The 25,448-nt window shown below is 67.1% G+C and carries 29 protein-coding genes; 14 read left to right on the forward strand and 15 right to left on the reverse strand.

Features of this window, described 5'->3' with window-relative positions:
* The first annotated feature begins 32 nt into the window (after positions 1-32).
* Genes AC5JBD_RS01930 through AC5JBD_RS01940 form a run of 3 tightly spaced genes read left to right on the forward strand, consistent with a single transcriptional unit; the run spans position 33 to position 3,443 of the window.
* Positions 33-1,196 carry an acyl-CoA dehydrogenase family protein gene (locus AC5JBD_RS01930; RefSeq protein ID WP_495720072.1) on the forward strand — a complete coding sequence of 388 codons (1,164 nt, stop codon included), beginning with the start codon at positions 33-35 and terminating at the stop codon, positions 1,194-1,196.
* Positions 1,196-2,299, forward strand: coding sequence for an acyl-CoA dehydrogenase family protein (locus AC5JBD_RS01935; protein WP_495720073.1), 1,104 nt, complete (start codon positions 1,196-1,198; stop codon positions 2,297-2,299). The genes AC5JBD_RS01930 and AC5JBD_RS01935 overlap by 1 nt, the downstream gene beginning before the upstream one ends.
* Position 2,300: 1 nt before the next feature.
* Complete coding sequence (locus AC5JBD_RS01940; protein WP_495720074.1) at positions 2,301-3,443, forward strand: acyl-CoA dehydrogenase family protein; 1,143 nt, start codon at positions 2,301-2,303, stop codon at positions 3,441-3,443.
* Here AC5JBD_RS01940 and AC5JBD_RS01945 read toward each other — a convergent pair.
* From AC5JBD_RS01945 to AC5JBD_RS01955, 3 genes are read right to left on the reverse strand one after another with little or no spacing between them, the layout of a single operon-like run.
* Complete coding sequence (locus AC5JBD_RS01945) at positions 3,440-3,829, reverse strand: PaaI family thioesterase (RefSeq protein ID WP_495720075.1); 390 nt, start codon at positions 3,827-3,829, stop codon at positions 3,440-3,442. The two genes, AC5JBD_RS01940 and AC5JBD_RS01945, sit on opposite strands and share 4 nt — an antisense overlap.
* Before the next feature lie 56 nt (positions 3,830-3,885).
* On the reverse strand, positions 3,886-4,491 hold the full coding sequence (locus AC5JBD_RS01950; RefSeq protein ID WP_495720076.1) for a TIGR04282 family arsenosugar biosynthesis glycosyltransferase: 606 nt from the start codon (positions 4,489-4,491) through the stop codon (positions 3,886-3,888).
* A complete protein-coding gene (locus AC5JBD_RS01955) occupies positions 4,488-6,734 on the reverse strand; it encodes a dihydrolipoyl dehydrogenase family protein (RefSeq protein ID WP_495720077.1) in 2,247 nt (748 codons plus the stop codon). Before AC5JBD_RS01955 ends, AC5JBD_RS01950 begins: the two co-directional genes overlap by 4 nt.
* Positions 6,735-6,808: 74 nt before the next feature.
* Here AC5JBD_RS01955 and msrA point away from each other — a divergent pair, with 74 nt between their 5' ends.
* Genes msrA through AC5JBD_RS01970 form a run of 3 tightly spaced genes read left to right on the forward strand, consistent with a single transcriptional unit; the run spans position 6,809 to position 9,044 of the window.
* Positions 6,809-7,411 (forward strand): peptide-methionine (S)-S-oxide reductase MsrA, encoded by a 603-nt coding sequence (gene msrA / locus AC5JBD_RS01960; RefSeq protein ID WP_495720078.1) that lies wholly within the window; start codon positions 6,809-6,811, stop codon positions 7,409-7,411.
* Entirely contained in the window at positions 7,363-8,376 is a 1,014-nt protein-coding gene (locus AC5JBD_RS01965; protein WP_495720079.1) for a radical SAM protein, read from the forward strand. The genes msrA and AC5JBD_RS01965 overlap by 49 nt, the downstream gene beginning before the upstream one ends.
* A gap of 14 nt (positions 8,377-8,390) precedes the next feature.
* The gene (locus tag AC5JBD_RS01970; RefSeq protein WP_495720103.1) at positions 8,391-9,044 is read left to right on the forward strand and encodes a TIGR04283 family arsenosugar biosynthesis glycosyltransferase; all 654 of its coding nucleotides are present in this window, start codon (positions 8,391-8,393) and stop codon (positions 9,042-9,044) included.
* Here AC5JBD_RS01970 and AC5JBD_RS01975 read toward each other — a convergent pair.
* The 6 genes from AC5JBD_RS01975 to AC5JBD_RS02000 form a co-directional block, all read right to left on the reverse strand.
* A complete protein-coding gene (locus AC5JBD_RS01975) occupies positions 9,041-10,582 on the reverse strand; it encodes a hypothetical protein (RefSeq protein WP_495720080.1) in 1,542 nt (513 codons plus the stop codon). The two genes, AC5JBD_RS01970 and AC5JBD_RS01975, sit on opposite strands and share 4 nt — an antisense overlap.
* Positions 10,583-10,644: 62 nt before the next feature.
* Positions 10,645-10,896 (reverse strand): hypothetical protein, encoded by a 252-nt coding sequence (locus tag AC5JBD_RS01980; protein WP_495720081.1) that lies wholly within the window; start codon positions 10,894-10,896, stop codon positions 10,645-10,647.
* A gap of 135 nt (positions 10,897-11,031) precedes the next feature.
* Positions 11,032-11,550: an O-acetyl-ADP-ribose deacetylase gene (locus AC5JBD_RS01985; protein ID WP_495720082.1), complete on the reverse strand. Its 519-nt coding sequence runs from the start codon at positions 11,548-11,550 to the stop codon at positions 11,032-11,034.
* Entirely contained in the window at positions 11,547-12,245 is a 699-nt protein-coding gene (locus tag AC5JBD_RS01990) for a glutamine amidotransferase-related protein (RefSeq protein WP_495720083.1), read from the reverse strand. Before AC5JBD_RS01990 ends, AC5JBD_RS01985 begins: the two co-directional genes overlap by 4 nt.
* The gene (gene xth / locus AC5JBD_RS01995) at positions 12,242-13,012 is read right to left on the reverse strand and encodes an exodeoxyribonuclease III (RefSeq protein ID WP_495720084.1); all 771 of its coding nucleotides are present in this window, start codon (positions 13,010-13,012) and stop codon (positions 12,242-12,244) included. Before xth ends, AC5JBD_RS01990 begins: the two co-directional genes overlap by 4 nt.
* A complete protein-coding gene (locus AC5JBD_RS02000; RefSeq protein ID WP_495720085.1) occupies positions 13,009-14,397 on the reverse strand; it encodes an MATE family efflux transporter in 1,389 nt (462 codons plus the stop codon). Before AC5JBD_RS02000 ends, xth begins: the two co-directional genes overlap by 4 nt.
* 112 nt (positions 14,398-14,509) lie before the next feature.
* On the opposite strand from AC5JBD_RS02000, the gene AC5JBD_RS02005 reads away from it, so the two are divergent.
* Positions 14,510-15,148: a glutathione S-transferase family protein gene (locus AC5JBD_RS02005; protein ID WP_495720086.1), complete on the forward strand. Its 639-nt coding sequence runs from the start codon at positions 14,510-14,512 to the stop codon at positions 15,146-15,148.
* Between the two features lie 27 nt (positions 15,149-15,175).
* Here the strand turns inward: AC5JBD_RS02005 and AC5JBD_RS02010 are convergent, their stop codons facing one another.
* Positions 15,176-15,907 (reverse strand): DUF4019 domain-containing protein, encoded by a 732-nt coding sequence (locus AC5JBD_RS02010; protein WP_495720087.1) that lies wholly within the window; start codon positions 15,905-15,907, stop codon positions 15,176-15,178.
* Between the two features lie 150 nt (positions 15,908-16,057).
* Between AC5JBD_RS02010 and AC5JBD_RS02015 the strand changes: the two genes are divergently transcribed.
* The 3 genes from AC5JBD_RS02015 (at position 16,058) to AC5JBD_RS02025 (ending at position 17,846) form a co-directional block, all read left to right on the forward strand.
* Positions 16,058-16,216, forward strand: coding sequence for a hypothetical protein (locus AC5JBD_RS02015; protein ID WP_495720088.1), 159 nt, complete (start codon positions 16,058-16,060; stop codon positions 16,214-16,216).
* Between the two features lie 62 nt (positions 16,217-16,278).
* Positions 16,279-16,689, forward strand: coding sequence for an NUDIX domain-containing protein (locus tag AC5JBD_RS02020; RefSeq protein WP_495720104.1), 411 nt, complete (start codon positions 16,279-16,281; stop codon positions 16,687-16,689).
* A gap of 92 nt (positions 16,690-16,781) precedes the next feature.
* Complete coding sequence (locus AC5JBD_RS02025) at positions 16,782-17,846, forward strand: GGDEF domain-containing protein (protein ID WP_495720089.1); 1,065 nt, start codon at positions 16,782-16,784, stop codon at positions 17,844-17,846.
* Positions 17,847-17,864: 18 nt separating this feature from the next.
* Here AC5JBD_RS02025 and glnA read toward each other — a convergent pair whose 3' ends face one another.
* The 3 genes from glnA to AC5JBD_RS02040 form a co-directional block, all read right to left on the reverse strand.
* On the reverse strand, positions 17,865-19,277 hold the full coding sequence (glnA, locus tag AC5JBD_RS02030) for a type I glutamate--ammonia ligase (protein WP_495720090.1): 1,413 nt from the start codon (positions 19,275-19,277) through the stop codon (positions 17,865-17,867).
* A gap of 110 nt (positions 19,278-19,387) precedes the next feature.
* Positions 19,388-19,597: a helix-turn-helix domain-containing protein gene (locus tag AC5JBD_RS02035; protein ID WP_495720091.1), complete on the reverse strand. Its 210-nt coding sequence runs from the start codon at positions 19,595-19,597 to the stop codon at positions 19,388-19,390.
* A 108-nt stretch (positions 19,598-19,705) separates the two neighbouring features.
* Positions 19,706-20,044 (reverse strand): P-II family nitrogen regulator, encoded by a 339-nt coding sequence (locus AC5JBD_RS02040; protein WP_495720092.1) that lies wholly within the window; start codon positions 20,042-20,044, stop codon positions 19,706-19,708.
* A 177-nt stretch (positions 20,045-20,221) separates the two neighbouring features.
* Between AC5JBD_RS02040 and AC5JBD_RS02045 the strand changes: the two genes are divergently transcribed.
* Both AC5JBD_RS02045 and AC5JBD_RS02050 read left to right on the forward strand, forming a co-directional pair.
* Complete coding sequence (locus AC5JBD_RS02045) at positions 20,222-21,322, forward strand: helix-turn-helix transcriptional regulator (RefSeq protein ID WP_495720093.1); 1,101 nt, start codon at positions 20,222-20,224, stop codon at positions 21,320-21,322.
* Positions 21,323-21,384: 62 nt separating this feature from the next.
* Positions 21,385-21,738 (forward strand): hypothetical protein, encoded by a 354-nt coding sequence (locus AC5JBD_RS02050; protein WP_495720094.1) that lies wholly within the window; start codon positions 21,385-21,387, stop codon positions 21,736-21,738.
* 9 nt (positions 21,739-21,747) lie between these two features.
* Here the strand turns inward: AC5JBD_RS02050 and map are convergent, their stop codons facing one another.
* Positions 21,748-22,581, reverse strand: a complete 834-nt coding sequence (gene map, locus AC5JBD_RS02055; RefSeq protein WP_495720095.1) for a type I methionyl aminopeptidase — start codon at positions 22,579-22,581, stop codon at positions 21,748-21,750.
* 28 nt (positions 22,582-22,609) lie between these two features.
* Positions 22,610-23,362 carry a hypothetical protein gene (locus AC5JBD_RS02060; protein ID WP_495720096.1) on the reverse strand — a complete coding sequence of 251 codons (753 nt, stop codon included), beginning with the start codon at positions 23,360-23,362 and terminating at the stop codon, positions 22,610-22,612.
* Between the two features lie 65 nt (positions 23,363-23,427).
* On the opposite strand from AC5JBD_RS02060, the gene AC5JBD_RS02065 reads away from it, so the two are divergent.
* Complete coding sequence (locus AC5JBD_RS02065) at positions 23,428-24,183, forward strand: competence/damage-inducible protein A (protein WP_495720097.1); 756 nt, start codon at positions 23,428-23,430, stop codon at positions 24,181-24,183.
* 9 nt (positions 24,184-24,192) lie between these two features.
* Positions 24,193-25,371 carry a nucleotide disphospho-sugar-binding domain-containing protein gene (locus tag AC5JBD_RS02070; protein ID WP_495720098.1) on the forward strand — a complete coding sequence of 393 codons (1,179 nt, stop codon included), beginning with the start codon at positions 24,193-24,195 and terminating at the stop codon, positions 25,369-25,371.
* The last annotated feature ends 77 nt before the right edge of the window (positions 25,372-25,448 follow it).

Genomic DNA, 25,448 nt, shown 5'->3' on the forward strand with positions numbered 1-25,448 from the left:
GCTAGAACGCGGACGCCCGGGAGACAAGAGCGATGGCCGATCTCGACACCTTCCGCACCGAAGTTCGGACTTGGCTCGAGTCCAATTGTCCCCCCGAAATGCGCGAACCGATGCGCGACGAGAGCGACGCCTGCTGGGGCGGGCGCAATCCCACCTTCAAGAACGACGCGCAGAAACGCTGGATGGAGATCATGGCGGAGCGCGGCTGGACCGTGCCCGACTGGCCGAAGGAATATGGCGGCGGCGGGCTGTCGGCGGCCGAGACCAAGATCCTGAAGCAGGAGATGGCGCGGATCAATGCGCGCAATCCGCTGATGAGCTTCGGAATCTCGATGCTCGGCCCGGCGCTGCTGAAATACGGCACCGAGGAGCAGAAGAAGCGGTTCCTGACGGAAATTGCCCGCGGGGAGATCCGCTGGTGCCAAGGCTACTCCGAGCCGGGCGCCGGCTCCGACCTCGCCTCGCTCCAGACGAAATGCGAGGACAAGGGCAATCACTGGCTAGTCAACGGGCAGAAGGTCTGGACCAGCTATGCCGACAAGGCGGACTGGATCTTCTGCCTGGTGCGCACCGACCCCGCAGCGCCCAAGCATAAGGGCATCAGCTTCCTCCTGTTCGACATGGCAAGCCCGGGCGTGTCGACCAAGCCGATCCTGCTCATCTCCGGCTATTCGCCCTTCTGCGAGACCTTCTTCGACGACGTGCAGGTGCCGAAGGACCAACTCGTCGGCGAGTTGAACAAGGGGTGGGATGTCGCCAAATATCTGCTCGGCCACGAGCGCGAGATGATCAGCGGCATGGGCCTCGGCGGCAACGCTGAAAGCCTCGGCGCGGCGATGAAGGACCTCGTCGCGGACGATCCCCTGCTGCGGGCGCAGGTTGCTCAGTTCGACGTCGACGCGATGGCGTTCCGGGCGATGAGCGAGCGCTTCATCGACGAGCTGAAGGCGGGGCAGGCGCACCCGGCCCAGCCCTCGATGATGAAATATGCGGGCACCGAATTGAACAAGCAGCGTCACGAGCTGGTGATGGCGGCGGGCGGCTCGAACGCGCTCGAATGGGAGAGCGATCGCTCCAAGAAGGGCAAGGCAGCGCGCGAGTGGCTGCGCACCAAGGCCAATTCGATCGAGGGCGGCACATCCGAAATCCAGCTCGGCATCGTCGCCAAGCATATCCTGCAGCTGCCGGGGGCCTGATGCCGCTCTATCTCACCGAAGACCAGACCATGCTGCGCGACACGGCGCGCGACTTCATGGCGTCGGAAGGCGCGATCTCGAAGCAGCTCCGCCATTATCGCGACAAGAGTTGTAAGGACGGCTTCGGGCACGCCTTGTGGAAGCAGTTCGGCGAGATGGGCTTTACCGGCATCCTCATCGACGAGGCGGATGGCGGGCTGGGTCTCGGCCATGTCGAGGCAGGGATCGTGCTGGAGGAGATCGGGCGCAATCTGACGCCGTCGCCCTTCCTGATCACCGCCGTGGCCGTGGTCGAGGCGCTGAAGGGGTCGGCGCTGCGGGAGCGCTGGTTTCCCGGCATTCTCAGCGGTGAGACCGTCGGCGCCTTGGCGATCGACGAGGGCGCCAAGCACCGGCCCGAAGGCATCGCCATGCGGGCGGAGCGGTCGGGTAATGGCTTCCGCCTCACCGGGCGCAAGCAGTTCGTCGTGCAGGGTGCCTCCGCCGACGTCTTCGTCGTGGCCGCGCAGTCAGACGAGGGGCTCGGGCTCTTCCTCGTTGAGAAGGAGGCAAGCGGCCTCGAGGTCGAAGGCGTGCGCCTTGCCGACAGCAGCATCGGCGCGCGGCTGGACTTGAACGGCGTCGAAGTGGACGCGGACGCACTGGTCGGAGGCGAGGAGGTGCTGAAGCGCGTGCTCAACGCCGGCCGTGCGGGCGCCGCGGCGGAGATGGTCGGCATCGGCTCTGCGGCGATGGGGATGACCGTCGATTATCTCAAGCAGCGCAAGCAGTTCGGGCGACTGATCGGCGAGTTCCAGGCGCTCCAGCACCGCTCCGCCCACCTCTACTCCGAGCTCGAGATCGCCCGTGCGGCGACCTTGAAGGCGCAGCAACTGCTCGATGAGGGCAGCGACGAGGCGGAGGCGATGGTCTCCGTCGCCAAGGCCAAGGCCGGCCGCGTCTCGACGCTGGCGGTGCAGGAGGGCGTGCAGATGCATGGCGGCATCGGCATGACCGACGAATATGACATCGGCCTCTACATGAAGCGCGACCGGGTGCTGAACGAGCTGTTCGGCGATCCTAACTACCACGCCGACAAACTGGCCCGCATCAAGGGCTATTGAGGTGGCGCTCGACGCCGAGACCTTCGAGGCATTGCTCGACACGATCCGGCGCTTCGTTGCCGAGCGCCTGCGTCCGCTCGAGGAGAAGGTCGACCGCGAGGACGAAATCCCGGCTGAAGTGGTTCGGGAGATGCGGGAGATGGGGCTGTTCGGCCTCTCCATCCCGGAGGAGCAAGGCGGGCTCGGCCTCTCCATGTCGGAGGAGGTGCGGGTCGCGCTGGAGCTCGGCCGCACCACACCCGCCTTCCGTTCGGTGTTCGGCACCAATGTCGGGATCGGCAGCCAGGGCCTCGTCATGGCCGGCAACGAAGCACAGAAGGCGGAATGGTTGCCTAGGATCGCCGCCGGCGAGATCATCACCAGCTTTGCCCTCACCGAGCCGGGCGCCGGATCGGACAGCGCCTCGGTGCAGACCCGCGCCGTTCGCGACGGCGACATCTACCGCCTCAGCGGCTCCAAGCGCTTCATCACCAATGCGGACAAGGCGTCGCTCTTCACCGTAATGGCGAGGACGGGGGCGCCGGGCGCGAAGGGCGTGTCGGCCTTTCTGGTGCCTGCGGACCTGCCCGGCCTCAGCGTCGGCAAGCCCGAAAGGAAGATGGGCCAGCAGGGCGCCCATGTCTGCGACGTCAATTTCGACGAGGTGCCGGTGCCGGCGGCGAACCGGCTCGGCGAGGAGGGCGAGGGCTTCGGCATCGCGATGCGGGTGCTCGACCGTGGGCGGCTGCACATCGCGGCGGTGTGCGTCGGGATATCCGAGCGGCTGATCGGAGATGCCGTGGCCTATGCCGCGGAACGCCGGCAGTTCGGCAAGCCGATCGCCGAGTTCCAGCTCGTCCAGGCGATGATCGCGGATTCCAAGACGGAGACGATGGCGGCAAGGGCGCTGGTGCTGGAGGCGGCGGCGCTGAAGGATGCCGGGCAGCCGATCACGCTGGAGGCCGCCGCGGCCAAATATTTTGCCAGCGAGACGGTCGGCCGCGTCGCCGACCGCACGGTGCAGATCTTCGGCGGCGCCGGCTACATTGCCGATTACGGGATCGAGCGGCTCTACCGCGACGTGCGCCTGTTCCGGATCTACGAGGGCACCAGCCAAGTCCAGCAACTCGTCATCGCCCGCGAGACGATGAAGCGCGGCGGCTAGGCCTCCGCGCGCCTGATCAGCACGTTCATCTGGGCCGAGGCGATCGGCTTATTCGGGTCGTCCTGCCAGGCGCGGGCGATGACGTTGGCGACACGGCGGCCGAGGCGCGTCACGTCGGCGGAGGCGTAGGTGTCGTGCACGCCGCCGCCGCGCATGAAGTCGACGGTGACGTTGATCGGCTTCACCGTCACGCCATGGCGCTCGCCGAGCGCCTCGTAGACCGAGCCCAGGGCGGCGAATTCGAGCAGGCCGGCGATGGCGCCGCCGTGGAGGAAGCCCGGCCTCCCGACCACCTCCTCGCGAAACGGCATCACCCAGAGCAGGCGCTCGCCTTCGCGCGTGGTGCTGAGGCCGAGCAGGTCGGCATAAGGCGGGAGCGGGTGCATGGGGCTCGGGCTAGCCTCTGGCCCGATGCGGCGCAACGTTCAGGCCGTGGAGGTGATCACAACAGCTCGCCGGCGGCTTCGAGATCCTCGGGCTCGTCGATGTCGCGCAGCGTCTCGCCGATCGAGAGCGACCAGCCGATCGCCTCGATCCTCGCGATCGTGTCGGCTGCGACGGTCGGCCCGCTCCATGCGATGCCGGCGAACAGCGACGGGTCGAAGCGCCTGAGCCCGAGCAAGGCATAGCCGCCGTCGAGCGTCGGATGGACGACGGCATCATGGCTGAGCAGCGCCTCGGCCGCCGCGCGGAGGCGGTGGCGGTCGAGGGCGGGGCAGTCGGTGCCGATCAACAGGACATTCTCTCCTAGCAGGGTAATGCGCTTGGCGGCTCCGGCGAGGCGTTGGCCGAGATCCCCTTCGCCTTGGTCGGTGTAGCGGATCTCCGCCTTCGGCAGGAACGGCTGCCACTCCGCATCATAGGGGTGCGGGGTCGTGCAGAGCTCCGGGATCGCGAGACGGGCGGCCTCGGCTTCGGCGATGGTGGCGAGCAGCATCTTGTGGGCGAGCCGCGCCGCGCCGATCTCGCCGAGCGCGGGGATGAGGCGCGTCTTCGCCTTTCCCGGCACCGGCGCCTTGGCAAAGATGACGATCCGGGTCCGCCTCATGACCTCCGCCAGGCATGGTAGCGTTCGAGCCAGCGCAACGCCCGCTCGGGCTTGTGCGCCTTCTTCCACTCGCCGGCGGCATATTTGTTCGCCTCGGCCATAGTCGGGTAGGCGTGGATCGTGCCGAGCACCTTGTTGAGGCCGAGCCCGTGCTTCATCGCCAGCACATATTCCGCGATCGTCTCGCCCGCATTGTGGGCGACGATGGTGGCGCCGAGGATACGGTCCTTGCCCGGCTGGACGAGCAATTTCACGAAGCCGCTATTGGCGCTTTCCGCGACTGCGCGGTCGAGATGGCCGAGCTCGTAGCGAACGATCTCGTAAGGCGTCTCCTGCGCCTTCGCCATCTCTTCGGTCAGACCGACATGTGCCACCTCCGGATCCGTATAGGTGACCCAGGGGAGCACCGAATAGTCGGTGCGGAACTTGTGGAAGGTGCCGAACAGGGCGTTGACGGCCGCATACCAGGCCTGGTGGGCGGCGAAGTGAGTGAACTGGTAGGGGCCGGCCACATCGCCTGCGGCGAAGATGTTCGGGTAAAGCGTCTCGAGATAGTCATTGGTGACGATCGTCTTGTCCGTCTCGATGCCGAGCTCCTCCAGTCCATAGCCGGTGAGCCGGGCCTTTCGCCCGACCGCGACGATGATTTCGTCGAACGGGATTTGCACTTCCGCTGAGCCCCTCCCCTCGATGGGGAGGGGTTGGGGTGGGGTGGGGACTCCGGAGACGCGTCGCCCTTCATTGACGTCACCCCCACCCAACCCTCCCCCATCGAGGGGGAGGGCTTTGCGGGCGATGAGGGTCTTGCCTTCGCAGCGAACCGCTTCATGTGCGGTCAGAATGTGCACGCCCTCGCTCCGCAGCGTGGTGGCGACGAAATCGGATACCTCCTCGTCCTCGCGCGGCAGGATCCGAGGCCCGTGCTCGACCTGCGTCACCTCGGCCCCGAGGCGGACGAAGGCCTGCGCCATCTCGGTGCCGATCGGGCCGCCGCCGACTATGACGATCCGGCGCGGCACCTCCTCGCGTCCCGACAGCGCGTCCCACATCGTGTCGCTGGTGAGGTAGCCCGCTTGCGCCAGGCCCGGAATGGCGCAGACGAGCGGCTCGCCGCCCGTCGCGATCACTATCGAGCGGGCCGTCAGCCGCTCGCCACCATCGATTTCCACCGTCCACGGATCGATGATGCGGGCGTAGCCTAACCGTACGTCGACGCCGAGGCCGGTATAGCGCTCGACGCTGTCGGCCGGCTCGATGTGGCGGATGATCGAGGCCACCCGCTCCATGACGGCGCGGAAGCGGACGCGCGGCTCCACCGGTTCCAGACCGTAGGTGTCGGCGGTGCGCAGCTCGTGGGCGGCGCGCGCGCTGCGGATCAGGGCCTTGGAGGGGACGCAGCCGGTGTTGAGGCAATCGCCGCCCATCCGGTGGGCCTCGATCAGCGTCACCTTCGCCCGCACCGTCGCGGCGATATAGGCAGTCACCAGCCCGCCCGCGCCGGCGCCGATTACGATCAGGTTGCGGTCGAACCTCCGCGGCGGCTTGAAGCGTCGATAGATGCGCCGTCGCTTCCACCAGCCGAGCAGCGCCCTGGCGATCAGCGGGAACAGACCGAGCAGGACGAGCGAGCCGATCAGTGCGGGGGAGAGGATGTCGCTCATGCTCCCAATCCGCGCGAGCTGGGTGCCCGCGAGCACGTAGACGATCGTGCCGGGCAGCATCCCCACCTGGCTGACGAGGAAATAGGTGCCGACCCGCATCGCCGTCAGGCCCATGGCCAGGTTGATCAGGAAGAAGGGAAAGACCGGAATCAGCCGCAGCGTGAGAAGATAGAAGCTGCCGTCCTTTGCCACCCCCTCATCGATCGCCTGCACGCGCCGGGCGAAGCGCGCCTTCACCCAGTCGCGCAGCACGTAGCGGGAGGAGAGGAAGGAGAGGGTGGCGCCGATCGCCGAGGCAAGGGAGACGACGATCGTGCCGAGCAGCAGGCCGAAGATCGCGCCCGCCGCCAGCGTCATGATCGCCGCGCCCGGCAGCGACAGCGCCGTCACGGCGACATAGATGAGGAAGAAGCCGCCGATCGCCAGCACCGGCCGCTGCGCGACGATGTCGGCCAGCTCGGCCTGGCGTGCCTTGAGACTGTCGAGGGTCAGCCAGGAGCCGAGATCGAACAGGAAGAAGGCGGCGACGGCCGCGAGGATCAGGGCGGCGAGGCCCAGCTTGCCGAATACGCCCCGCTTCATCGTCTTCGGTCAGGTCCTCGCTGCATCGCCAGAGGCTGCGATGACATATCCGCGGCCGTGATTATATATGCAGCATGCGCTTTTCTCTCGTGATCGCGGCTTCGGCCTTGCTCGCCTCCTGTGCCGATGCGGCGCCGCAGCCCGCCCCCGGCAGCAACCGCGCCGCGGCCGTGTTCGCGACCGGCTGCTTCTGGTGCACCGAGGCCGATTTCGACAAGGTGCCGGGCGTGATCTCGACCACGTCCGGATATATCGGCGGCCGGATCGCCAATCCGAGCTACGAGCAGGTCTCCGCCGGAAATACCGGCCATATCGAGGCGGTGCGGGTGGTCTACGATCCACGCCGGGTGAGCTATGCGACGCTCGCCAACCACGCCTTCCGGACCTCCGACCCACTCGATGCGGGCGGGCAGTTCTGCGATCGCGGCTATCAGTATCGCTCCGCGCTGTTCGTCGCGAACCCGGCCGAGCGCCGCGCCGCCGAGGCGGCCAAGGCCCGGGCCGGGGCCGCGCTGAAGCAGCCGATCGCGACCCTGATCCTGCCCGCGGCGACCTTCTATCCGGCCGAGGATTACCACCAGGATTATTACAAGAAGAACCCGGTCCGCTATAAATTCTACCGCTGGAATTGCGGGCGGGACCAGCGGATCAAAGCGGTCTGGGGAGACGCGAAATAGCCACCGCGGCGGACCTGTCGCCGTTCGTCGACCGGCATGCGCGGCGGCTCGATCCGGCCAAGTTCCGCGACCCCTTCGTCACCGCCAAGGGGGAGCCGCGGGCGCATGTCGCGCTCCAGCGGCTTGAGACGCTCTGGATCAACACCGGCACGCTCTGCAATCTCGCCTGCAAGACCTGCTATATCGAAAGCTCCCCGACCAACGACGCGCTCGTCTACGTGACACTGGCGGAGGTGGACCGCTACCTGGACGAGGCTGAAGCGCTCGGCACCCGCGAGATCGGCTTCACCGGCGGCGAGCCGTTCATGAACCGCGACATGATCGCCATGATGCGCTCGGCGCTCGGCCGCGGCTTCGAGGTGCTGGTGCTGACCAACGCGATGCGGCCGATGCGGCGCTTCGAGGAAGCGCTGAAAGCGATCGTGCTGGAGCATGGCGACCGCTTGACGATGCGCGTCAGCCTCGATCACTATACGAAAGCGGTGCACGAGGCGGAGCGCGGCGCCGGCACCTGGGACAAGGCGATCGACGGCCTGCAATGGCTGTCGGAGCATGGCTTCCGCCTCGCCGTCGCCGGGCGCCGCCTGGCGGGCGAGAGCGAGGCCGACGCACGCGCCGGCTATGCCCGCTTGTTCGCGCAGCTCGGGGTGAGGATCGACGCTGCCAATCCGTCACGCCTCGTGCTCTTCCCGGAAATGGACGCGGGCGCCGACGTGCCGGAGATCACCGAAGCCTGCTGGGGCATCACCGGGCAGTCGCCGGGCGCGATGATGTGCGCCTCCAGCCGCATGGTCATCAAGCGGAAGGGCGCCGCGCGACCGGTGGTCGCCGCCTGCACGCTGCTCCCCTATGACGACCAGTTCGCCATGGGCGAGACGCTGGCCGAGGCCGGCGGCAAGGTGATGTTGAACCATCCGCACTGCGCCAAATTCTGCGTGCTGGGCGGCGCGAGCTGCTCGGGCTGAACCTCTCGATCGTCATCCCGGCGCTGAACGCCGCACGAACGCTGGAGGCCTGCCTTGAGCGACTGGACGGCGCCTCGGAGATCATCGTCGTCGACGGCGGCTCAACCGATGGCACGCAGGAAATCGCCGTTGCGCGGGGCGCAAAGCTGATCGCTGCGCCGAAGGGAAGAGGCGTCCAGCTCCGCACCGGCGCTGAGGCAGCGCGTGGCGAGTGGCTGCTCCTCCTCCACGCCGACACCCTCCTCGCTGTCGGCTGGCGCGACGCCGCCGAGCGACACATGGCTGAAGCACCGGCAAAGGCGGCCTGTTTTCGCTTCCGTCTCGCCTCCCAAGCCTGGCAGGCACGGCTCCTGGAGCGAGGCGTTGCCGCGCGGGTGAATCTGTTCGGCCTCCCTTATGGCGATCAGGGCTTGCTGATTTCGCGGGCGCTCTACGACGCGATCGGCGGCTACAAGGCGATCCCGCTGATGGAGGACGTCGACATCGTCCGTCGCCTCGGCCGGCTGCGGCTTCGAACTCTCGAAGCGAACGCCATCACTTCGGCCGAGCGCTGGGAGCGGGACGGATGGTTCAGGCGTTCGGCACGGAACCTGGCGTGCCTTGGACTGTATCTCGGCGGCCTGGACCCGGCGCGGATCAACACTCTCTACACCGGCCGGAAGGGCTAAGGCCCGCCGGCAGCGACTTCCGGCGGTGCGTTGGCGTTCAGCGGCGCCCCGGGGATGTAGGCGTATCTGGACGCCCGGGCACGAACGGCCGGGTCGGCGCGAAACCTCTTGTAGCGTTCGGCGATCAGCCGCTCATAGTCGCTGGCATGAGGCTCCTCCTTCGATGGCCGCAGGAGGGCGAGCATCACGGACCGCGTCTCCTCATTGTCGAGCGCGCGTAACGCCGCCTCCCTCGCCGCCCGCAGATCATCCTTGCACAGGAACAGGCGAACTGTGTCCGTAGGATCGACGGCCTCGCGCGCGCGCACGATTTCGACGGAACGCGCATCCTCCGCGCTGCGGCCGAGAGCGGCGAGCGCGCAGGCCCGCTGAAGGTGCATCGAGGCAATCGCGCCGTGATTGACCTGTCCGCCCCATTTCGGCGCGGCGGCGATCGCAGCGTCCAGGTCCGCGAGGCCGCCGGCGAAGTCGCCGTTCGCCATCCTGAGCCGGCCGCGATTGGAGGTGAGATTGAGGGCGAGCACGTGGTCGTCGGCCGGCCATGTCTTCAGCGGCTGTTCGAAGATGGCGATCGCCTCCTCCCGGCGACCGAGATTGGCGAGCGCCGACGCGACGCTGGTGGCGATGAAGATGAGCGGCTCGTCACGTTTGGCAATGGGTTCGCGGAGGCGCAGTCCGAACGTGTCGACCAAAGTGCGGTCATGTCCTGCCAGGGCGAGTGCGTAGGCATAGCTGCGGCCTGGTTCGAGATCCCGTTTGGCTTCCCAGCGCCGGCGTGTCTCATTGAGGTGGATCGGCCAGATCTTCTCCAGCCAGGGCCCCGCTCGGGCTTCGGCGCTCGCGCGGAGCGGCGCGAACTTCTTCTCCGTCAGCAGCCTGGCGAGCAGGCTCGGCGTGGTGAGCCGCGGGACCATGGCCTCGGCGCCTTTTATGTCACCGCTGTCGAGCCGCGCCTGCAGGACCGAAAAGGCCATCGAGGAAAGGGTTGCCGGGCTTCCGTTTCTCCAGCCTGCCTCCAGCAGCCGCTCGCTGAGCGCGATCACGCGCAGGCGGTCGTTCACTTCGTTGAGGCGGCCGAGGAGATTGCCGGCCTCATAGTCGTCGAGGCTGTGGAGGATACGCCGGTCGATCCGGGCGGCGCGGAGCAGGAGGTCGACGGCCTGTCCCGGCCGGTCGTCAAAGGCCTCGATCCGCGCAGCGACGAACAGAGGGGCGGTATATTGGGGAAGCAGGAGAATGCTCTCGTCGATAGCCGCCCTGGCATCGCCGCTGTCGGTCCGAACCATCATCTCGGCGCGAAAGAACTGCACCAGGCCCCGCATCGGCGTCTGACGCGGCAGCTTGGCGAGCAGGACGTCCAGCGAGGAGAGGGTCGCGGGGGCGTCAGTCTTCGCCTGCTCCAGCGCGGCCTCCAGCTCCGGCACGAGATGCTTCTCGTCAGGAAGGGCTACCTCGTCGCGCCGAGGCAGCGGGGTCGCTCCGGCCTCCCAGGATGTGAGGAGGATTGCGGCCGACAGAAGCAGAGCGAGCGTTTTCAAAAGAGCATCCCAGACGAGGATGCTCTTTCTAAGCCGCGGAAGTTCCGGCGGAAAGGTCTCGCTCAGGCCGCGTCGGCGAAGACCGAGGGGCGGGCGGGGGTGCGGTAGCTGCCGTGGCCGGTGACCGCTTCCACCAGCGGGAGGGCGGTGGCGCAGAAGGCGCATTCGGCCGAGACGCGGCCGACATACCAGTGGGTGCGGCCGCAGGACGGGCAGTGGTTCACCTGATCCTGCCGGTAGAGGATGTTGTAGCCCCGCGCCGCCGGATCGTGCGCGAAGATCTTGCCAGTGTCGCCGGAGATCGCCTTCAGCATATTCTCGTTCCTTCTGCCCCGTAGGTGCCTTGGGCGCTGAACGGTGGACGAGTCGCTTGTTTCCGTCGGCGGAATGAAAATCCCAAACTGTTTCCCAGTCGCAACAGTTTATTAAGATGCAGGGTTACCGCGCCTTCAGAGCGTGTGCCGGGCGATGGCGGCGGCGTAGGTCCGGGTCGCGTCGGCGCTGAAGCCGACGAACAGGATCTCGTCGAAAACGTGGGCGCTGGAGCCGAGGAAGCGGCTGACCGCGGCGGCGGCGACGTCGGCCGCGCGGTCTGAAGGATAGCCGTAGACGCCGGTCGAGATGCCCGGAAAGGCGATGGTCCGGAGGCCATGCTCCGCCGCCAGAGCGAGGCTGTTGCGGTGACAGGCGGCCAGGGTCTCGGGCTCGCCTTCCTTACCGCCGCGCCAAACCGGACCCACCGTGTGGATGACGTGGGCAGCGGGCAGGCCGTAGCCTCTTGTGATGCGCGCCTCGCCGGGCGGGCAGCCGCCGAGCGTGCGGCATTCATCGAGGAGCTCCGGCCCGGCGGCGCGGTGGATGGCGCCGTCGACGCCGCCGCCGCCGAGCAGGCTCGAATTGGCGGCGTTGACGATCGCATCGACGGCGAGGGTCGTGATGTCGGCTGTGACCGCGCGCCAGGCGGTCACGGAAGCGGCTCCCGGAGGAAGGCGCGGATCCAGCCCGCGACGCGATCGCGATCGTTCGGCTCGTCCAGCGAGGCGATGGCGAGGTCGGGGCTCGGCACCCGGTCCCGCCGCGTCTCGATCAACGCCTTGGCATAGGCCGGTTCGAACTCCGGATGGCACTGGAAGGAGATTGCGGGCTGGTCCTGATATTGAAGCAGCCCGAAGGGGTTGAACGGGCTGCCGGCCAAAGTGCGGGCGGAGGGCGGTGCCTCGACCACCTGGTCCTGGTGGGAGACGGGAATGCCGAACCGCTCGACGTTCGGGTCCATCCAGGGCGCGTGCTCGTGCACGTCATAGTGAAGGAGGCCGATGCCCCAGCCGCGGTGCGATTTCTCGACCCGGCCGCCGAACGCCTCCGCCATGATCTGGTGGCCGAAGCAGATGCCGACCAGCTTGGCCTTGCCTTTGGCGGCACGCAGGAATTTCTTGAGCGGCGGGATCCAGGCATGGTCCTCGTAGACGCCTGCGGGCGAGCCGGTGACGATATAGGCGTCCTGCTCTTCCGGCAGGCGCGGGTAGCGGCCGTCCAGCACCTCGTAGGTGGTGGTCTGGAAGCCTGAACCGAGCAGCTTGGCGAACATCGCATCGTAGCGGCCGAAGCGGGGCAGGAGATCGGGGGGTGGGACGCCGGTTTCGAGGATGCCGACCTTGATCATTCGAGCTCTATCCAGGTGGGAGCATGGTCACTCGCGCCTTCGCGCCCGCGCACCTCGCGGTCAACACCGGCGGCGCGCAGCCGCGGCGCGACCGACGAGCTGAGCAGGAGATGGTCGATCCTGAGGCCCGCATTGCGGCCCCATGCATTTCGGAAATAGTCCCAGAAGGTGTAGATACGCTCGTCCGGATGGAGGTGGCGGAGCGCGTCGGTCCAGCCTTGTGCGAGGAGCCGCGCATAGGCTTCGCGGCTCTCCGGCTGGAGCAGCGCGTCCTTGAGCCAGCTGCGCGGATTGTAGATGTCGAAGTCGGTCGGCACGACATTGTAGTCGCCGGCGAGCACCACCGGAATGTCGGCTGCCATGAGCTCGGCTGCATAATCATGCAGGCGCTGGAACCAGGCCAGCTTGTAGTCGAACTTGGGGCCGGGCTGCGGATTGCCGTTCGGGAGATAGAGGCAGCCGATCAGCACGCCCTTGATCGCCGCCTCGATATAGCGGGCCTGCGCGTCCTCAGGATCGCCGGGGAGGCAGCGGCGGGTCTCGACCGGCTCGCAGCCGCGGGCGAGGATGGCGACGCCGTTCCAGCGGCTCTGGCCGGCCCAGAGCGCGCCGTAGCCGGCTTTCTCGATGGCGGCTTCCGGGAACTTCTCCTGCGGCGCCTTCAACTCCTGCAGGCAGGCGACGTCGGGCTGCGTCTCTTCCAGCCATTCGATCAGGCGCTGCAGCCGGCCGTTGACGCCGTTGACGTTGAAGGTGGCGATCCTCACCCGGCCATCAACCCGAGACGCTCGCGCCGGGTCCATCGGAACAGCATCAGCACCGCCACGACGGCGAGACCAGAGGCGAGGCCGGTCCAGATGCCGACGCCCTCCCAGCCGAGGCCGAAGCCGAGCCAGACGGCCACACCCATGCCGACGATCCAATAGCCGAACAAAGCGTAGATCATCGGTATGGTCGTGTCGTGCAGGCCGCGCAGCATGCCGGCCCCGACCGCCTGCGCCCCGTCGAAGATCTGGAACAGGGCCGCGAGCGCGAGGAAGGAGACGGCGAGCGGGATGACGGCGCGGTTCGCCGGGTCGTTCACGTCGAGGAAGATCGACACGAGCGCGTGCGGCGCCGCCCACATCAACAGCGCCATCAACGCCATGAAACCGGTGCCGAGCGCGAAAGCGGTCCAGCCGGCGCGGGCGATCCCCTCCGGGTCACCGCGGCCCCAGGCATGGCCGACCCGTACCGTCACCGCCTGGCCGAGCCCCATCGGCACCATGAACGACAGAGCGGCGATCTGGATCGCGATCTGGTGGGCGGCGAGCGAGGCGGTGCCGATGATGCCCATCAGGAACACCGCCGCGTTGAAGATGCCGACCTCCAGCGTCAGCGTCACCGCGATCGGCAGGCCGACCCGCCAGACCTCGCGGAAGCGCGGCCAGTCCGGTCGCCAGAAATTGCCGAACAGATGGTAGCGGCGGAATTGCCGGTGCCGCGTGACGATCAGCGCAATGCCGATGAACTCGAGCAGGATCGTGCAGGCGCTGCCGATGCCGGCGCCGACCAGCCCCATCGGCGGCAGCCCGATCGCAGGCACGCCAAAGATCAGGCAGGTGTTCACCGCCGCGTTGAAGATTACCGCGCAGACGGCGACGACGAGCGACCAGAGCGGGCGCTCGAGCGCGGCGAGGAAGTTCCGCAGCACGAAATAGAGGAAGGCGGGCAGCAGCCCCCACATCAGGAAGCGGACGAAGCTCTGCGCGTCGGCGGCGAGCGCGGGCTCCTGGCCGAGCAGCATCAGCACCGCCTTTGCGTTCCAGAGCAGGACCCACATCGGCAGCACGATCAGCACCGCGGCCCACATCGCCTGGCGCACCGTGCGCCGGACGTCGCGGACGCTGTTGAAGCGTCGGCCGCGCTCGCGCGCGATCATCGGCGCGGCGGCGGTCATCAGGCCCATGCCGAAGATCAGGCAGGCGACGTAGAGGTTCACGCCCAGCGCCGCCGCCGCGAGCGTGCGCGGGCCGACACGCCCGAGCAGCACCACGTCGGTCGCATGGATCAGCGACTGGGCGAGATTCGTGAGGACGATCGGATAAGCAAGCAAAGCCGTCGCCCGCGCCTCGGCGCGCCAAAGTGTGAGAGAGGCGGTGCGGCGAAGCATGGCGCGGCTTAGAGCAAGGGGCGGTTCGGCCCCAATGCAATTCCTTCCGGTTGAGCGGGAGCGCGGGCGGCTATAAAGGTTGCAGTCGGAAACGAAAGCCGGGGAGTGGAAGATGATCGTCTATGGTTCGTCGCTGTCGCCGTTCGTCCGCAAGGTGCTGGCATTCGGCGCGGAGAAAGGGATGGAGCTGGAGCTGAGGCCGACGGCGCTCGGCGGCGACGATCCCGATTTCCTGGAGGCCAGTCCGTTCGGCAAGATGCCCGGCTTTCGCGACGGCGATTTCGCGATTTGCGATTCCAGCGCGATCGTCACCTATCTCGAGGCGGTGAAGCCCGAGCCCAATCTGATCCCGACGGAGCCGAAGGCGCGGGCGCAGACGATCTGGTATGACGAGTTCGCGGACACCATCCTGTTCGACTGCGGCCGCAAGATGTTCTTCAACCGCATCGTCGCGCCGCGTTTCCTGAAGCGCGAAGGGGATGCGGCGGCCGCCGATGCGGCGGAGCGGCAGGAACTGCCGCCGATGCTCGATTATCTGGAGCGGGTCATGCCGGAGAGCGGCTACCTGATCGAGGACCGGCTGACGCTCGCGGACATCGCGGTGGCGAGTCCGTTCGTGAACTTGCGGCATCTCGGCGTCGGGATCGGCGATCGTCCGAAGCTCGCCGCCTATGTCGATCGCATGCTGAGCCGTCCGAGCTTCAGCAACTGGGCGGATCGCGAGACGGCTTTCCTGGCGAGGGCTGCCTAGCTCGCTCTGCCTGGCAGGGAGAGGGCTTCAGTCCTTGCACCCCAGGCGCGTGCGTAGCGGGTCCCGGTCGATCGCGGCCATGGGCTTCGCGCCGCGCTTGCGGGCGAGATTTTGCTCCTCGCGAACGAGGCGCAGGCTGCCGTCCGGCATCAGCCGCCACATTACATAACCGCAGACGAATTCGAGCTTCTCGAACTCGGCGCTGTAGTCCGCGGCGACGTAGATGCCGGGCTCCGGGGCGTCGCTCGGGTGATTGTACCAGCTGATCTCGACGATCCGGCGCCCCAAAGCGGGGCCGGCGGCCTCGTTGAAGTCGCGTGCGGCTTCCGCCCAGGCGGCGAGCGGTGTGTCCGCCCGCATCCGATCGGAGAGGAAGTCGTAGGCGTCGGCATAGCGCGCCGCGTCCTTGGCCGCGAAATAGGCATAGGTGGCCGCGACCAGGCCTTGCTGGTTGGCGGAGGTCGGCGCCCATTCCGCATCGAGCGTGGCGGCGGCCGGCGTCGGGGTGGCCTCTGCGTCGAGGCAGAGGAGCTCCTGCTGAAGCGCGCCCTCGTGAATCCTGTAGCGGGCGAGGACCGGCCGCCTGGCCTGGCAGGCGAGGCGGGCGGAGGGGAGCAGCCGCTGCTGAAGCTCCGCAACCCTGACGTTCGCAGGGGCTGCGATGCTCATCGCGAACGTGCTGTCGTTGAGGCGTTCGATCGACACACCCGGTGCGGCGGGCGCCGCCTGCGCTACGGCGGCCACGAAAAGGCTGAACATCGGCACGTCTGACGGTCCCCACCGGTTTCGCGCACGCTAAACGCGAATGCCAGCACCGGCAAATGCTTAGCCGGACGGTCGAACGCGTGGTCGGAGGCTGCGGATCACCCGGTCTTGACGGCACCGATCCCGGACGGAAAAGGACCGCGCATGGGCAGACGATCTAAACGCGGGCTTCGAGTGCCGATGAAGCTCGACTATACGACCAAGGTGCATCTGAAGCGGCGCGCCGAGCGGATCGATTACCGCTTCCTGCTCGCCATGATCGCGCTCGCGGGCGGAGTGGCGGTGGCCACTCGCATGATCTGAAGGGGCAGCGGGAACCTCTTCTGGGGCGACTGCTGCACGGGGCCGTCCACGCCCTCCACCGCCTGCGGCGCTCGCTCTGGTTCTTCACCAAGCCGAGCACGACCGGCGTTCACGCGGTGGCGCTGACGCCGGATCGCAGGATCGTCCTCGTCACCTTGAGCTATGCCACCGGCTGGCGGCTCCCGGGCGGCGGACGCAAGAGCGGCGAGGGCGCGGAGGAGGCGATACGCCGCGAGCTGCGCGAGGAAATCGGCATGATGTCCTGCGGCGCCGTCCGCAAGGTGGCGAGGTTCAGCCATCGCCCTGATTACCGGAACGACCGTTCGTCCTTGTTCGTGGTGGAGGAGGTGCGCTACCGCCCGCGCTGGTCGCTGGAGATCAAGGCCGTGCGTGAGTTCGATCTGGACGAGCTGCCGCACGACCTTGCGCCGATCACCCGCCGCCTGATCGCTGCCGCGCAGTCCGGTCTATAGTTGGAGGCCAGAGGCGCGGACGCAAAATATAAAGATATGCTCGCTAGGGTCGTCTGTTCCGCGGATTTCGACCGGCCGGGGAGGGGCCGCCAATGGGTGTTTCGCATAGCAAGGCTGCGGCGTGGGGCGGTGCCCCCGGGCGCGCCAACGCCGAAGCGCTCGTCGGCAACGGCTCGCTGGAAAAGGCGCAGCGGCGCCTGTTCAATGCGATCGGCGAATTCCTGTTCGAGCACAGGCTGGCGCCGACTCCGGCCAATTATATGCTTGCCCATATGATGATCACGCGCAGCAGCCCGGATGCGGTCGATGCGCTCGAAGCCGTCACGAACGATGGCGTCCGCCTGACGCAGGAGGAAGCCGATCGGATCCTGAGCGAGGCCGGAGGCGGCCAGGTGCCGTCGGTGGTGCAATATGAGGTGCTGAATTCCGCCCGCGCCCAGATGGATGAATTCGCGCGGCTCGTCGACCATACCCGCAAGGAGGCGCAGACCTACGGCCGCGACCTCGAGGGCTCAGCGGCGCAGCTGACCAATCTCCCCTCCGGCGACGGCGCCGAGCTGATCCGGATCACCGGGGCGATGATCGAGCGGACGCGAATCGCGGAGGCTCAGCTTGCCGAGACCACGAGGGAGGCTCAGGCGCTGAGGATGAAGCTGGCCAGCGCCAAGGAAGAGGCGCTGAGCGACTGGCTCACCGGTCTGCCGAACCGGCGCGCGTTCGAGGACCGCTATCGCCAGCTGAGCGAAGCCGGCGTCGCCGTCACCATCGCCATCTGCGACGTCGACAATTTCAAGCTGATCAACGATTCCCACGGCCACGGCGTCGGCGACCGGGTGCTGTCCGCCGTCGCCCACTCGCTGCAGCGTCACTGCAGCGGCCACATGGTCGCGCGGCTCGGCGGCGAGGAGTTCGTGATCCTGTTCGAAGAGGTCGCCGCGGACCCTGCCGCCGCCATCGTCGACAAGGCGCGGCAGGAATTGGCCGGCAAACGCTTTCGCGCCCGCGGCACGGATGCGCCGATCGGCAGCATCACCTTCTCGGCAGGCGTCGTCTCAGCGGCCAGGGGCGAGGCTCAGGCCGACCTGCTGAAACGCGCCGACAACCTCATGTACCGCGCCAAGCAGAACGGACGTAACCGCATCGAAACGGGCGGCTGATCCGCCGCCCGGCCTCGCTCAGCTCGAATAATACATGTCGTATTCGATCGGGCTCGGCGTCGTCTCCCAGCGGAGCTGCTCTTCCCACTTCAATTCCATATAGGCGTCGATCTGGTCATCGCTGAACACGTCGCCCTTGGTCAAAAAGGCGCGGTCGTTCTGGAGCGCGATCAGCGCCTCGCGCAGCGATCCGGACACGGTCGGCACGTTGACCAGCTCCTGCGGCGGAAGGTCGTAGAGGTTCTTGTCCATCGGCTCGCCGGGATGGATGCGGTTCTGGATGCCGTCGAGGCCGGCCATCACGATCGCCGCATAGGCGAGATAGGGGTTGGCGAGCGCATCGGGGAAGCGGAACTCGACCCGCTTCGCCTTCTCGCCAGCGCCGTAGGGGATGCGGCAGGAGGCGGAGCGGTTGCGGCTCGAATAAGCGAGCAGCACCGGCGCTTCGAAGCCCGGCACCAGTCGCTTGTAGCTGTTGGTGGTCGGGTTGGTGAAGGCGTTGAGCGCCTTGGCGTGCTTGATGACGCCGCCGATGAAGAACAGCGCAGTTTCGCTCAATCCCGCATAGCCATTGCCCGCGAAGAGCGGCTTGCTGCCGTTCCAGATCGAGATGTGGGTGTGCATGCCCGAGCCGTTATCGGCCTTGATCGGCTTCGGCATGAAGGTTGCGGTCTTGCCGTAGGCGTGGGCGACCATGTGCACGACATATTTGTAGATCTGCATCCGGTCGGCGGTCTCGACCAGGGTGCCGTAGGTCATGCCGAGCTCATGCTGCGAGGCGGCCACCTCGTGATGGTGCTTGTCCATCGGCAGGCCCATCTCGATCATCGTCGAGACCATCTCGCCTCGTATGTCCATCGCGCTGTCGACCGGCGCGACCGGGAAATAGCCGCCCTTGGCGCGCGGGCGGTGGGCGAGATTGCCTACATCATATTCGCGGCCGGTGTTGGTCGGCAGCTCGATATCGTCGATGCGGAAGTAGGAGGCGTTGTACGTGTCCTCGAAACGGACGTCGTCGAACATGAAGAATTCGGCTTCGGGGCCGACATAGACGGTGTCGCCGATGCCGGTGGTCTTCAGGTAGGCTTCGGCGCGCTTGGCGGTGGAGCGCGGGTCGCGGGCGTAGAGCTCGCCGCTGCCGGGATCGACGATGTCGCAGAACATGATCAGCATGTTGGTCGCGCTGAACGGGTCGATATAGACGGCGTCGAGATCCGGCTTCAGGATCATGTCGCTCTCGTTGATCGCCTTCCAGCCGGCGATGGATGAGCCGTCGAACATGAAGCCGTCGGTGAGCTGGTCCTCGTCGATCAGGCCAGAGACCATCGACAGATGCTGCCACTTGCCCTTGGGATCGGTGAAGCGCAGGTCGACCCATTCGATCTCCTGCTCCTTGATCATGCTGAGGATCTTGCCCGCGTCGTTGGCCATGCCGATGTTCCTTCAGTTCGAAACGAATCTGCCGCGACCATCGCCATTGGTTCGGACCAGCGTCCAGTGCCGGACGGCGTGGTGTGAATAATTCACGTGGAGAAACGGGCCTAGAACTGCCGGCGCTGGGCGGCGATCAGCATGCGCAGCAGCATCGCAACCGGACGCGGCACCCCGACCTTGCCCTCCAGCCACAGGCTCACCGCCGAGCGGCTGACGCCGATCGCGGCGGCGAGGTCGTTCTGCGTCCTGTAGCCCAGTGTCCGCATGGCAGCGCGGAGCTCGTCGGGAGACATGGAGGCGAGCAGGGGGTCTTCCACAGGCGCGCCCTAGCCTAACTCGTCATTGCGGCGAAGGCCGGGATCTCGGGACGAGAAGACACCGGCGCCTCTTCCTCGCCGAGATCCCGGCCTTCGCCGGGATGACGCCTATATCGCGTCGCTCCCCCGTTCGCCGGTGCGGATGCGCAAGGCTTCCTCGACGTTGAGGACGAAGATCTTGCCGTCGCCGATCCGCCCCGTCCGCGCCGCGGTCGCGATCGCCTCGACCACACGCTCCGCCAGCCCGTCCTCGACCACCACCTCCAGCTTCACCTTGGGCAGGAAGTCGACCACATATTCGGCGCCGCGGTAGAGTTCGGTATGGCCCTTCTGCCGACCGAAGCCCTTCGCCTCGGTGACGGTGATGCCGCTGACGCCGAGATCGGTCAGCGCCTCCTTCACTTCGTCCAGTTTGAACGGCTTGATCACAGCCTCGATCTTCTTCACCCGCGACTCTCCGGATTTGTCTCGTGCCGAGGATAGCCGCTGAGGCGCGCCCTGTCTCGCAATGAGCCGCTCGCAGTGACGCTTTCATGTCCACTGAGGCTCGTAAGCGGTTGATTCGTTAAGCGCGGGCCTGCAATAAGTTCCAGCTGTTCCAAACCGGGCAGTCCGGAAGGCTTGATGTCGCTTCTCATCCCGATCGAGGAAATCTACGACGCCGCGACCGACGACGAGTGCCTGGAGCGGCTTGCCCTTTCGCTGACCGAGAGCCTTGGGGCGCGCTCCGGCGTCGTCCACTGGCGCAACCTCCAGACCGATACCGGTGGCATCTCGATCAGCGGCTATTTCTCGGAAGAGCAGATGGCGGAATATGACCGCCACTTCGCCGATTGCGACCTGTGGGCGGAGGCGTTCGCCGCGAACGGCTCCGCCAACCGTGTCTGGAGCAGCGAACAGCTCGTCTCCTCCCGCGCCTATGAAGGAAGCCGGATCTACAACGACTGGATCCGCGCCATGGGGGACGATTCGTTCCGCTGCCTGGGGGCCGGCATCCGCACGGATGTGCTGGTCGCCGACATCGGCTTCCATCGCGCGCGCAGCCAGCCCGCCTTTGAGGAAGCGGAGATTGGGCAGCTCACCCAATGCGTCGGCCACCTCCAGCGGATGATGACGATCCGCAGCAGGGTGAACGCGGCCGAGCAGGCGCAGGCGAGCGTGGCGGGCGCGTTGGATTCGATCGGCTATGGCCTCTTCACCCTCGGCACCGACGGGCGCGTGCTCCACTGCAATCGCGGCGCGGAGATCATTGTCGAGCGAGGTGACGGACTGATCATCAAGGCAGGCCGCCTGAACGCCTGCGGGCTCGCGGACCAGAAAGCGCTGGCGGAGGCTTATGAGCGGGCGTCAGCGCCGACGCAGCCGGAGGCGAGCGCGCTGAGGATCATGCGGAGCGGCGGCGGCCACTACGAACTTTCGATCGTGTCGATGCATGCGGGTTTCGCCGGACGCCAGCTGCTGGTTACGGTCACCGATCCCGACGGCAGGGACGACAGCCTCGCGGCGCGGCTCAGGACCCTCTACGCCCTCAGCGCGAGCGAGGCGGAAGTGGCGATCCGGATCTCCGAAGGCGCATCGCTCGCCCAGCTCGCCGAGGAGCGGCGGACCGCGATCGGCACGATCCGCAACCAGACCAAGGCGGTCGCGGAGAAGCTCGGCTGCGGCCGCCAGGCCGAGATCGTGGCGCTGGTGAAGAGCCTGCCGCCGCTCCGCGCCGCCGACTAGGCAGGCGCAATTTGGCTTCATGACGCCATTTCTGTATCGTTCGCGGCCAGAAGGAGAGCAGCATGCGTAAGCCCCTGATCGCGCTGGCCGTCACCGGCGCCTTGATGACGAGCGGCTGCGCCACCGTCTTCGGCGGCGGCGGACGCGCCGGATCGGAGCTGGTGGGTCGCAGCGCTCAACTCGATCCGGCCCGCGGCCAGGCCTCGACGCTCCATTTCGGCCGCGACGGCATCGTCCGCTCGGTCTTCGGCAAGCGCGAGGCGACCGGCCGCTGGTCGGTTCGCAACCGCCAGCTCTGCTTCGTCTGGGCCGGCAGCTTCCGAGAATGCTGGCCCTACGTCACTCCGCTCCAGCCGGGCCAGACTCGCACGATCATGAGCGACCGCGGCAATGTCGTGAAGGTGACCCTGCGCTAGTCCGGCGCGTCAGGCGTAAGGCGGCTTGTCGAGGCCCTTCGGGCTCTTGGTGAAGATCTCGCAGCCGGTTTCGGTGATGCCGATCGAATGCTCGAACTGGGCGGAGAGCGAGCGGTCGCGGGTGACGGCGGTCCAGCCGTCCTCCAGCACCTTGCAGGCGGCCTTGCCGATGTTGATCATCGGCTCGACGGTGAAGAACATGCCCGGGCGCAGCTCCGGGCCGGTGCCGGGCTTGCCGGCATGGACCACCTCCGGCGCGTCGTGGAAGAGCTGGCCGAGGCCGTGGCCGCAAAAGTCGCGCACGACGCTGTAGCGATTGCGCTCGGCATGGCTCTGGATGGCGTGGCTGATGTCGCCGAGGCGGTTGCCCGGCTTGGCCTGCTCCAGCCCCAGCATCAGGCATTCATAGGTGATGTCGACCAGCCGCCGCGCCTTTACCGGCACGTCGCCGACCAGATACATCCGGCTGGTGTCGCCGTGCCACCCGTTCAGCACCGGCGTCACGTCGATATTGACGATGTCCCCGTCCTTCAGCGGCCGGTCGCCGGGTATGCCGTGGCAGACGACATGATTGATCGAGGTGCAGCAGCTCTTGTCGTAGCCGCGATAGCCGAGCGTCGCCGGATGCGCGCCGGCATCGGCCATCATCTTGAAGACGAAATCGTCGAGCTCCTGGGTGGTGACGCCGGGGACCACGTGCGGCACGAGAGCGTCCATGATTTCCGCGGCGAGGCGGCCGGCGGCGCGCATGCCGGCAAAGCCCTCGGGCCCGTGCAGCTTGATCGCGCCGCTGCGGGCGGAGGCGGGAGCGTCGTAGCGGTCGATGACCTGATAGTCGTTCATGCGCCGCATATAGGCGATGGCGGCGAGATTATCGAGTGACCGAGATGTCCGAGAGCGGATCATAGTAGATGGGCACGCGCTCGCACTGCCTGCGGTAGTCGGCGCCCCTGGCCCTGAGCTGCCTCATCAGCTCCGCGAACGGCGCCTGAAGGGTGCGGACGCTGTCGGGCTCGACCCAACCCTGGGCCCGCACCTGCCGCGACGAATAGAACCAGTCGACCGGCAGCGGCGGCTCCATCAGCCGCCACTTCAGCCGGGAGACCTTTCCCTTGAAGCCGAACAGATCCTCGAGCGGGATCGAGAATTCGGCGCTCGTCTGACGCCCCTGCCATCGATAGGCATAATCCATCAATCCGGTCGACTCATGCTCCCCTTTCGCGAGCAGCAGAAACACCTGCTCGGGCAGTCTCTCCCGCGTCGACACGTTCATCCGGAACTGGCCGGCGGTGAAGGTCGGAAGCGTGCCGCCGCGCTTAATCGTCAGGTCGCGTATGTCCCAGACGAGGGAGAGCCGCACATGATGATCGATGCTCCGCCGCTTCAGCTCCCGCCAGTTCTCGGCGAAGAAGAGATCGCCGATTTCGTCGCGCACTCCGTAATATTGTGCGGAGAAGCGGTCCGGCTTTCCCTCCTCGGTGACGACGAGCGCGCCCTGCAGCGGTTCGGACCCGATTTCGACCTTGGCAGTGCAGCTATATTCGTGGCCGACGAGTTCCAGCCCATCGGCGGGCGGCGCCTGGGCCGCGGCTTGAAGCAGCATTGCGAGGACGGCAGGGACCATGATCAGGAGGCTATTTGGGATCGCCGATCTGGTCTAGGGCCGGCGTTCAGGAGCGACGGGACAGCATGAGCGAACGGATCTGGACGGCGGGGCTGCTGATCATCGGCGACGAGATCCTGTCCGGCCGCATCCAGGACCGCAACGTCGCGCCGATCGCGACCTGGCTGAACCTCCAGGGCATCCGGCTGAGCGAAGTGCGGGTGGTGCCCGACGTCATGGCGAAGATCGTCGCCGCGGTGAACGAGCTGCGCGCCGCCAACGACTATCTGTTCACCACCGGCGGCATCGGGCCGACCCATGACGACATTACCGTCGATGCGATCGCGGAGGCGACGGGCGTCGGCGTCGAGGTGCACCCGAAGGCACGGGCGGTGCTGGAAGCCTATTACGCGACCCGCGGCGGCATCACCGAGGCGCGGCTAAGGATGGCGCGGGTGCCGGCCGGTGCCAGCCTCATCGAGAACCGCATGTCGGGGGCGCCCGGCATCCGCCACGGCAACATCTTCATCCTTGCCGGCGTGCCGCACATCGCCACCCTGATGCTGGAGGCGCTGTCCGGCACGATCGAGGGCGGGCGGCCTCTCCTCTCGCGCACGATCGGCTGCTGGGTGCCGGAGAGCGAGGTCGCCGACACCCTCCGCGAGACCGAACGGGCGCATGAGGGCTGCCAGATCGGCAGCTATCCCTTCTTCCGCGAGGGCAAGGTGGGTGCGAACTTCGTCATCCGCAGCACCGACCAGAAGCGCCTCGACGCCTGCCTGGCCGATCTCGTCGGGCGGCTCGAGGACGACGGCCGCATGATCGTGCAGGACGGGATCTGAAAAGCTCCGATGGCGCATGTCCTGCTCGGCTGGGAATTCGGCGGTAATCAGGGCCATGCGACGGCGCTGCTGAGCCTCGCCGGGGCGCTCAGGAAGCGCGGGCACCGCGTCAGCTTCGCGCTCCAGCGTGTCGATGCCATCCCCTCGGACAAGCTGGAGGGCGTGCCGGTCTGGCCGGCGCCGGTGAGCCCGCGCTTCCTCATCAACACCAGCCGGCCTAGGAGCGGGCATCCGCAGAGCATGGGCGACATTGTCGCACGGCTCGGCTTCGACGATCCCGCGCTGACGGAAGCGATGCTGCGCGCATGGCGGCAATTGCTGGCTGCGATCAATCCCGACCTCGTCATCTCCGATTACGGGCCTTTCCTCCTCCTTGCGGCGCGCGGCCATCTCCCCACGATCGGCTCCGGAACCGCGTTCAGCACGCCCCCCTCGGTGATGAACCGCTTCCCGAGCCTGACCGGCGAGGCGCCGGTCTTCGACGAAGATATGGTGATCGAGGCCACCAACCTGGCGCTCCGCCGGACCGGGCTCGAGCCGATCGAGCGGCTTCCCCAGATCTTCGAGGGCCGCCGTGAGATTGCCGGCAGTTTCAGCGAGCTCGATCCGTACGCCGAATGGCGCCGCGACCCCCTGGTACAGCCGATGCTGCGGGGTGACCTGCCGGACCTTGCGCCGGGCGGCGGCGAAGAGGTCTTCGTCTATACGCCCGAGCAGGTCCCGGTCGCGGCGCCGCTGTGGGAAGGATTGGCGCGTTCCGGCCTGCCCGTGCGGGTCTTCCCGCTCAACGCATCGGCCGATCTGAGGCAAACTCTGGCAGCGAAGGGACTGGAGGTCGAAACCCAGCCACGGCCTTTCGCCGAAATTGCGGAGCGCTCGCGCCTGCTCGTTTCCCACGGAGGTCACGGCTTCGTCTGCTCGGCGCTGCTCGCCGGGCTGCCGCAGGTGATCTGCCACTTCGACCTGGAGAAACTGATCCACGCCCGCGCGCTGACGAAACTGGGACTGGGCGGCATGGTGCCGATGAAGCAGATCGAGCCGGACGCCTTCGCCGCATCGCTGGTCGAGGTCTATCGCAACGAAGATCTCGCCGCCCGCGCCCGTGCTGCGGCTCCCGGCTTCAGGAGCCGCTACGACAAGCCCAAGGAGGAAAGCGTCGCCGACGCGGTCGACGACCTGCTGAGCTAGCGCGGAGGCATCCTGTTCAGGCTGGAGCGGGTAGCGGGAATCGAACCCGCGCGTTCAGCTTGGGAAGCTGACAGGCT

This window comes from Allosphingosinicella sp. (assembly GCF_059502505.1).

What these genes read in the sequence shown, in the direction of transcription:
- AC5JBD_RS01930 (WP_495720072.1), top strand. Translation starts at nt 33, where the DNA reads ATGGCCGATCTCGACACCTTCCGCACCGAAGTTCGGACTTGGCTCGAG.
- AC5JBD_RS01980 (WP_495720081.1), bottom strand. Translation starts at nt 10,896, where the DNA reads ATGCTGAAGGCGATCTCCGGCGACACTGGCAAGATCTTCGCGCACGAT.
- AC5JBD_RS02070 (WP_495720098.1), top strand. Translation starts at nt 24,193, where the DNA reads ATGGCGCATGTCCTGCTCGGCTGGGAATTCGGCGGTAATCAGGGCCAT.
- AC5JBD_RS02045 (WP_495720093.1), top strand. Translation starts at nt 20,222, where the DNA reads ATGTCGCTTCTCATCCCGATCGAGGAAATCTACGACGCCGCGACCGAC.
- AC5JBD_RS01990 (WP_495720083.1), bottom strand. Translation starts at nt 12,245, where the DNA reads ATGATCAAGGTCGGCATCCTCGAAACCGGCGTCCCACCCCCCGATCTC.
- AC5JBD_RS02015 (WP_495720088.1), top strand. Translation starts at nt 16,058, where the DNA reads ATGGGCAGACGATCTAAACGCGGGCTTCGAGTGCCGATGAAGCTCGAC.
- AC5JBD_RS02060 (WP_495720096.1), bottom strand. Translation starts at nt 23,362, where the DNA reads ATGGTCCCTGCCGTCCTCGCAATGCTGCTTCAAGCCGCGGCCCAGGCG.
- AC5JBD_RS01950 (WP_495720076.1), bottom strand. Translation starts at nt 4,491, where the DNA reads ATGAGGCGGACCCGGATCGTCATCTTTGCCAAGGCGCCGGTGCCGGGA.
- glnA (WP_495720090.1), bottom strand. Translation starts at nt 19,277, where the DNA reads ATGGCCAACGACGCGGGCAAGATCCTCAGCATGATCAAGGAGCAGGAG.
- AC5JBD_RS01935 (WP_495720073.1), top strand. Translation starts at nt 1,196, where the DNA reads ATGCCGCTCTATCTCACCGAAGACCAGACCATGCTGCGCGACACGGCG.
- AC5JBD_RS02025 (WP_495720089.1), top strand. Translation starts at nt 16,782, where the DNA reads ATGGGTGTTTCGCATAGCAAGGCTGCGGCGTGGGGCGGTGCCCCCGGG.
- msrA (WP_495720078.1), top strand. Translation starts at nt 6,809, where the DNA reads ATGCGCTTTTCTCTCGTGATCGCGGCTTCGGCCTTGCTCGCCTCCTGT.
- AC5JBD_RS02010 (WP_495720087.1), bottom strand. Translation starts at nt 15,907, where the DNA reads ATGTTCAGCCTTTTCGTGGCCGCCGTAGCGCAGGCGGCGCCCGCCGCA.
- map (WP_495720095.1), bottom strand. Translation starts at nt 22,581, where the DNA reads ATGAACGACTATCAGGTCATCGACCGCTACGACGCTCCCGCCTCCGCC.
- AC5JBD_RS01945 (WP_495720075.1), bottom strand. Translation starts at nt 3,829, where the DNA reads ATGCACCCGCTCCCGCCTTATGCCGACCTGCTCGGCCTCAGCACCACG.
- AC5JBD_RS02005 (WP_495720086.1), top strand. Translation starts at nt 14,510, where the DNA reads ATGATCGTCTATGGTTCGTCGCTGTCGCCGTTCGTCCGCAAGGTGCTG.
- AC5JBD_RS01955 (WP_495720077.1), bottom strand. Translation starts at nt 6,734, where the DNA reads ATGAAGCGGGGCGTATTCGGCAAGCTGGGCCTCGCCGCCCTGATCCTC.
- AC5JBD_RS02050 (WP_495720094.1), top strand. Translation starts at nt 21,385, where the DNA reads ATGCGTAAGCCCCTGATCGCGCTGGCCGTCACCGGCGCCTTGATGACG.
- AC5JBD_RS02065 (WP_495720097.1), top strand. Translation starts at nt 23,428, where the DNA reads ATGAGCGAACGGATCTGGACGGCGGGGCTGCTGATCATCGGCGACGAG.
- AC5JBD_RS02000 (WP_495720085.1), bottom strand. Translation starts at nt 14,397, where the DNA reads ATGCTTCGCCGCACCGCCTCTCTCACACTTTGGCGCGCCGAGGCGCGG.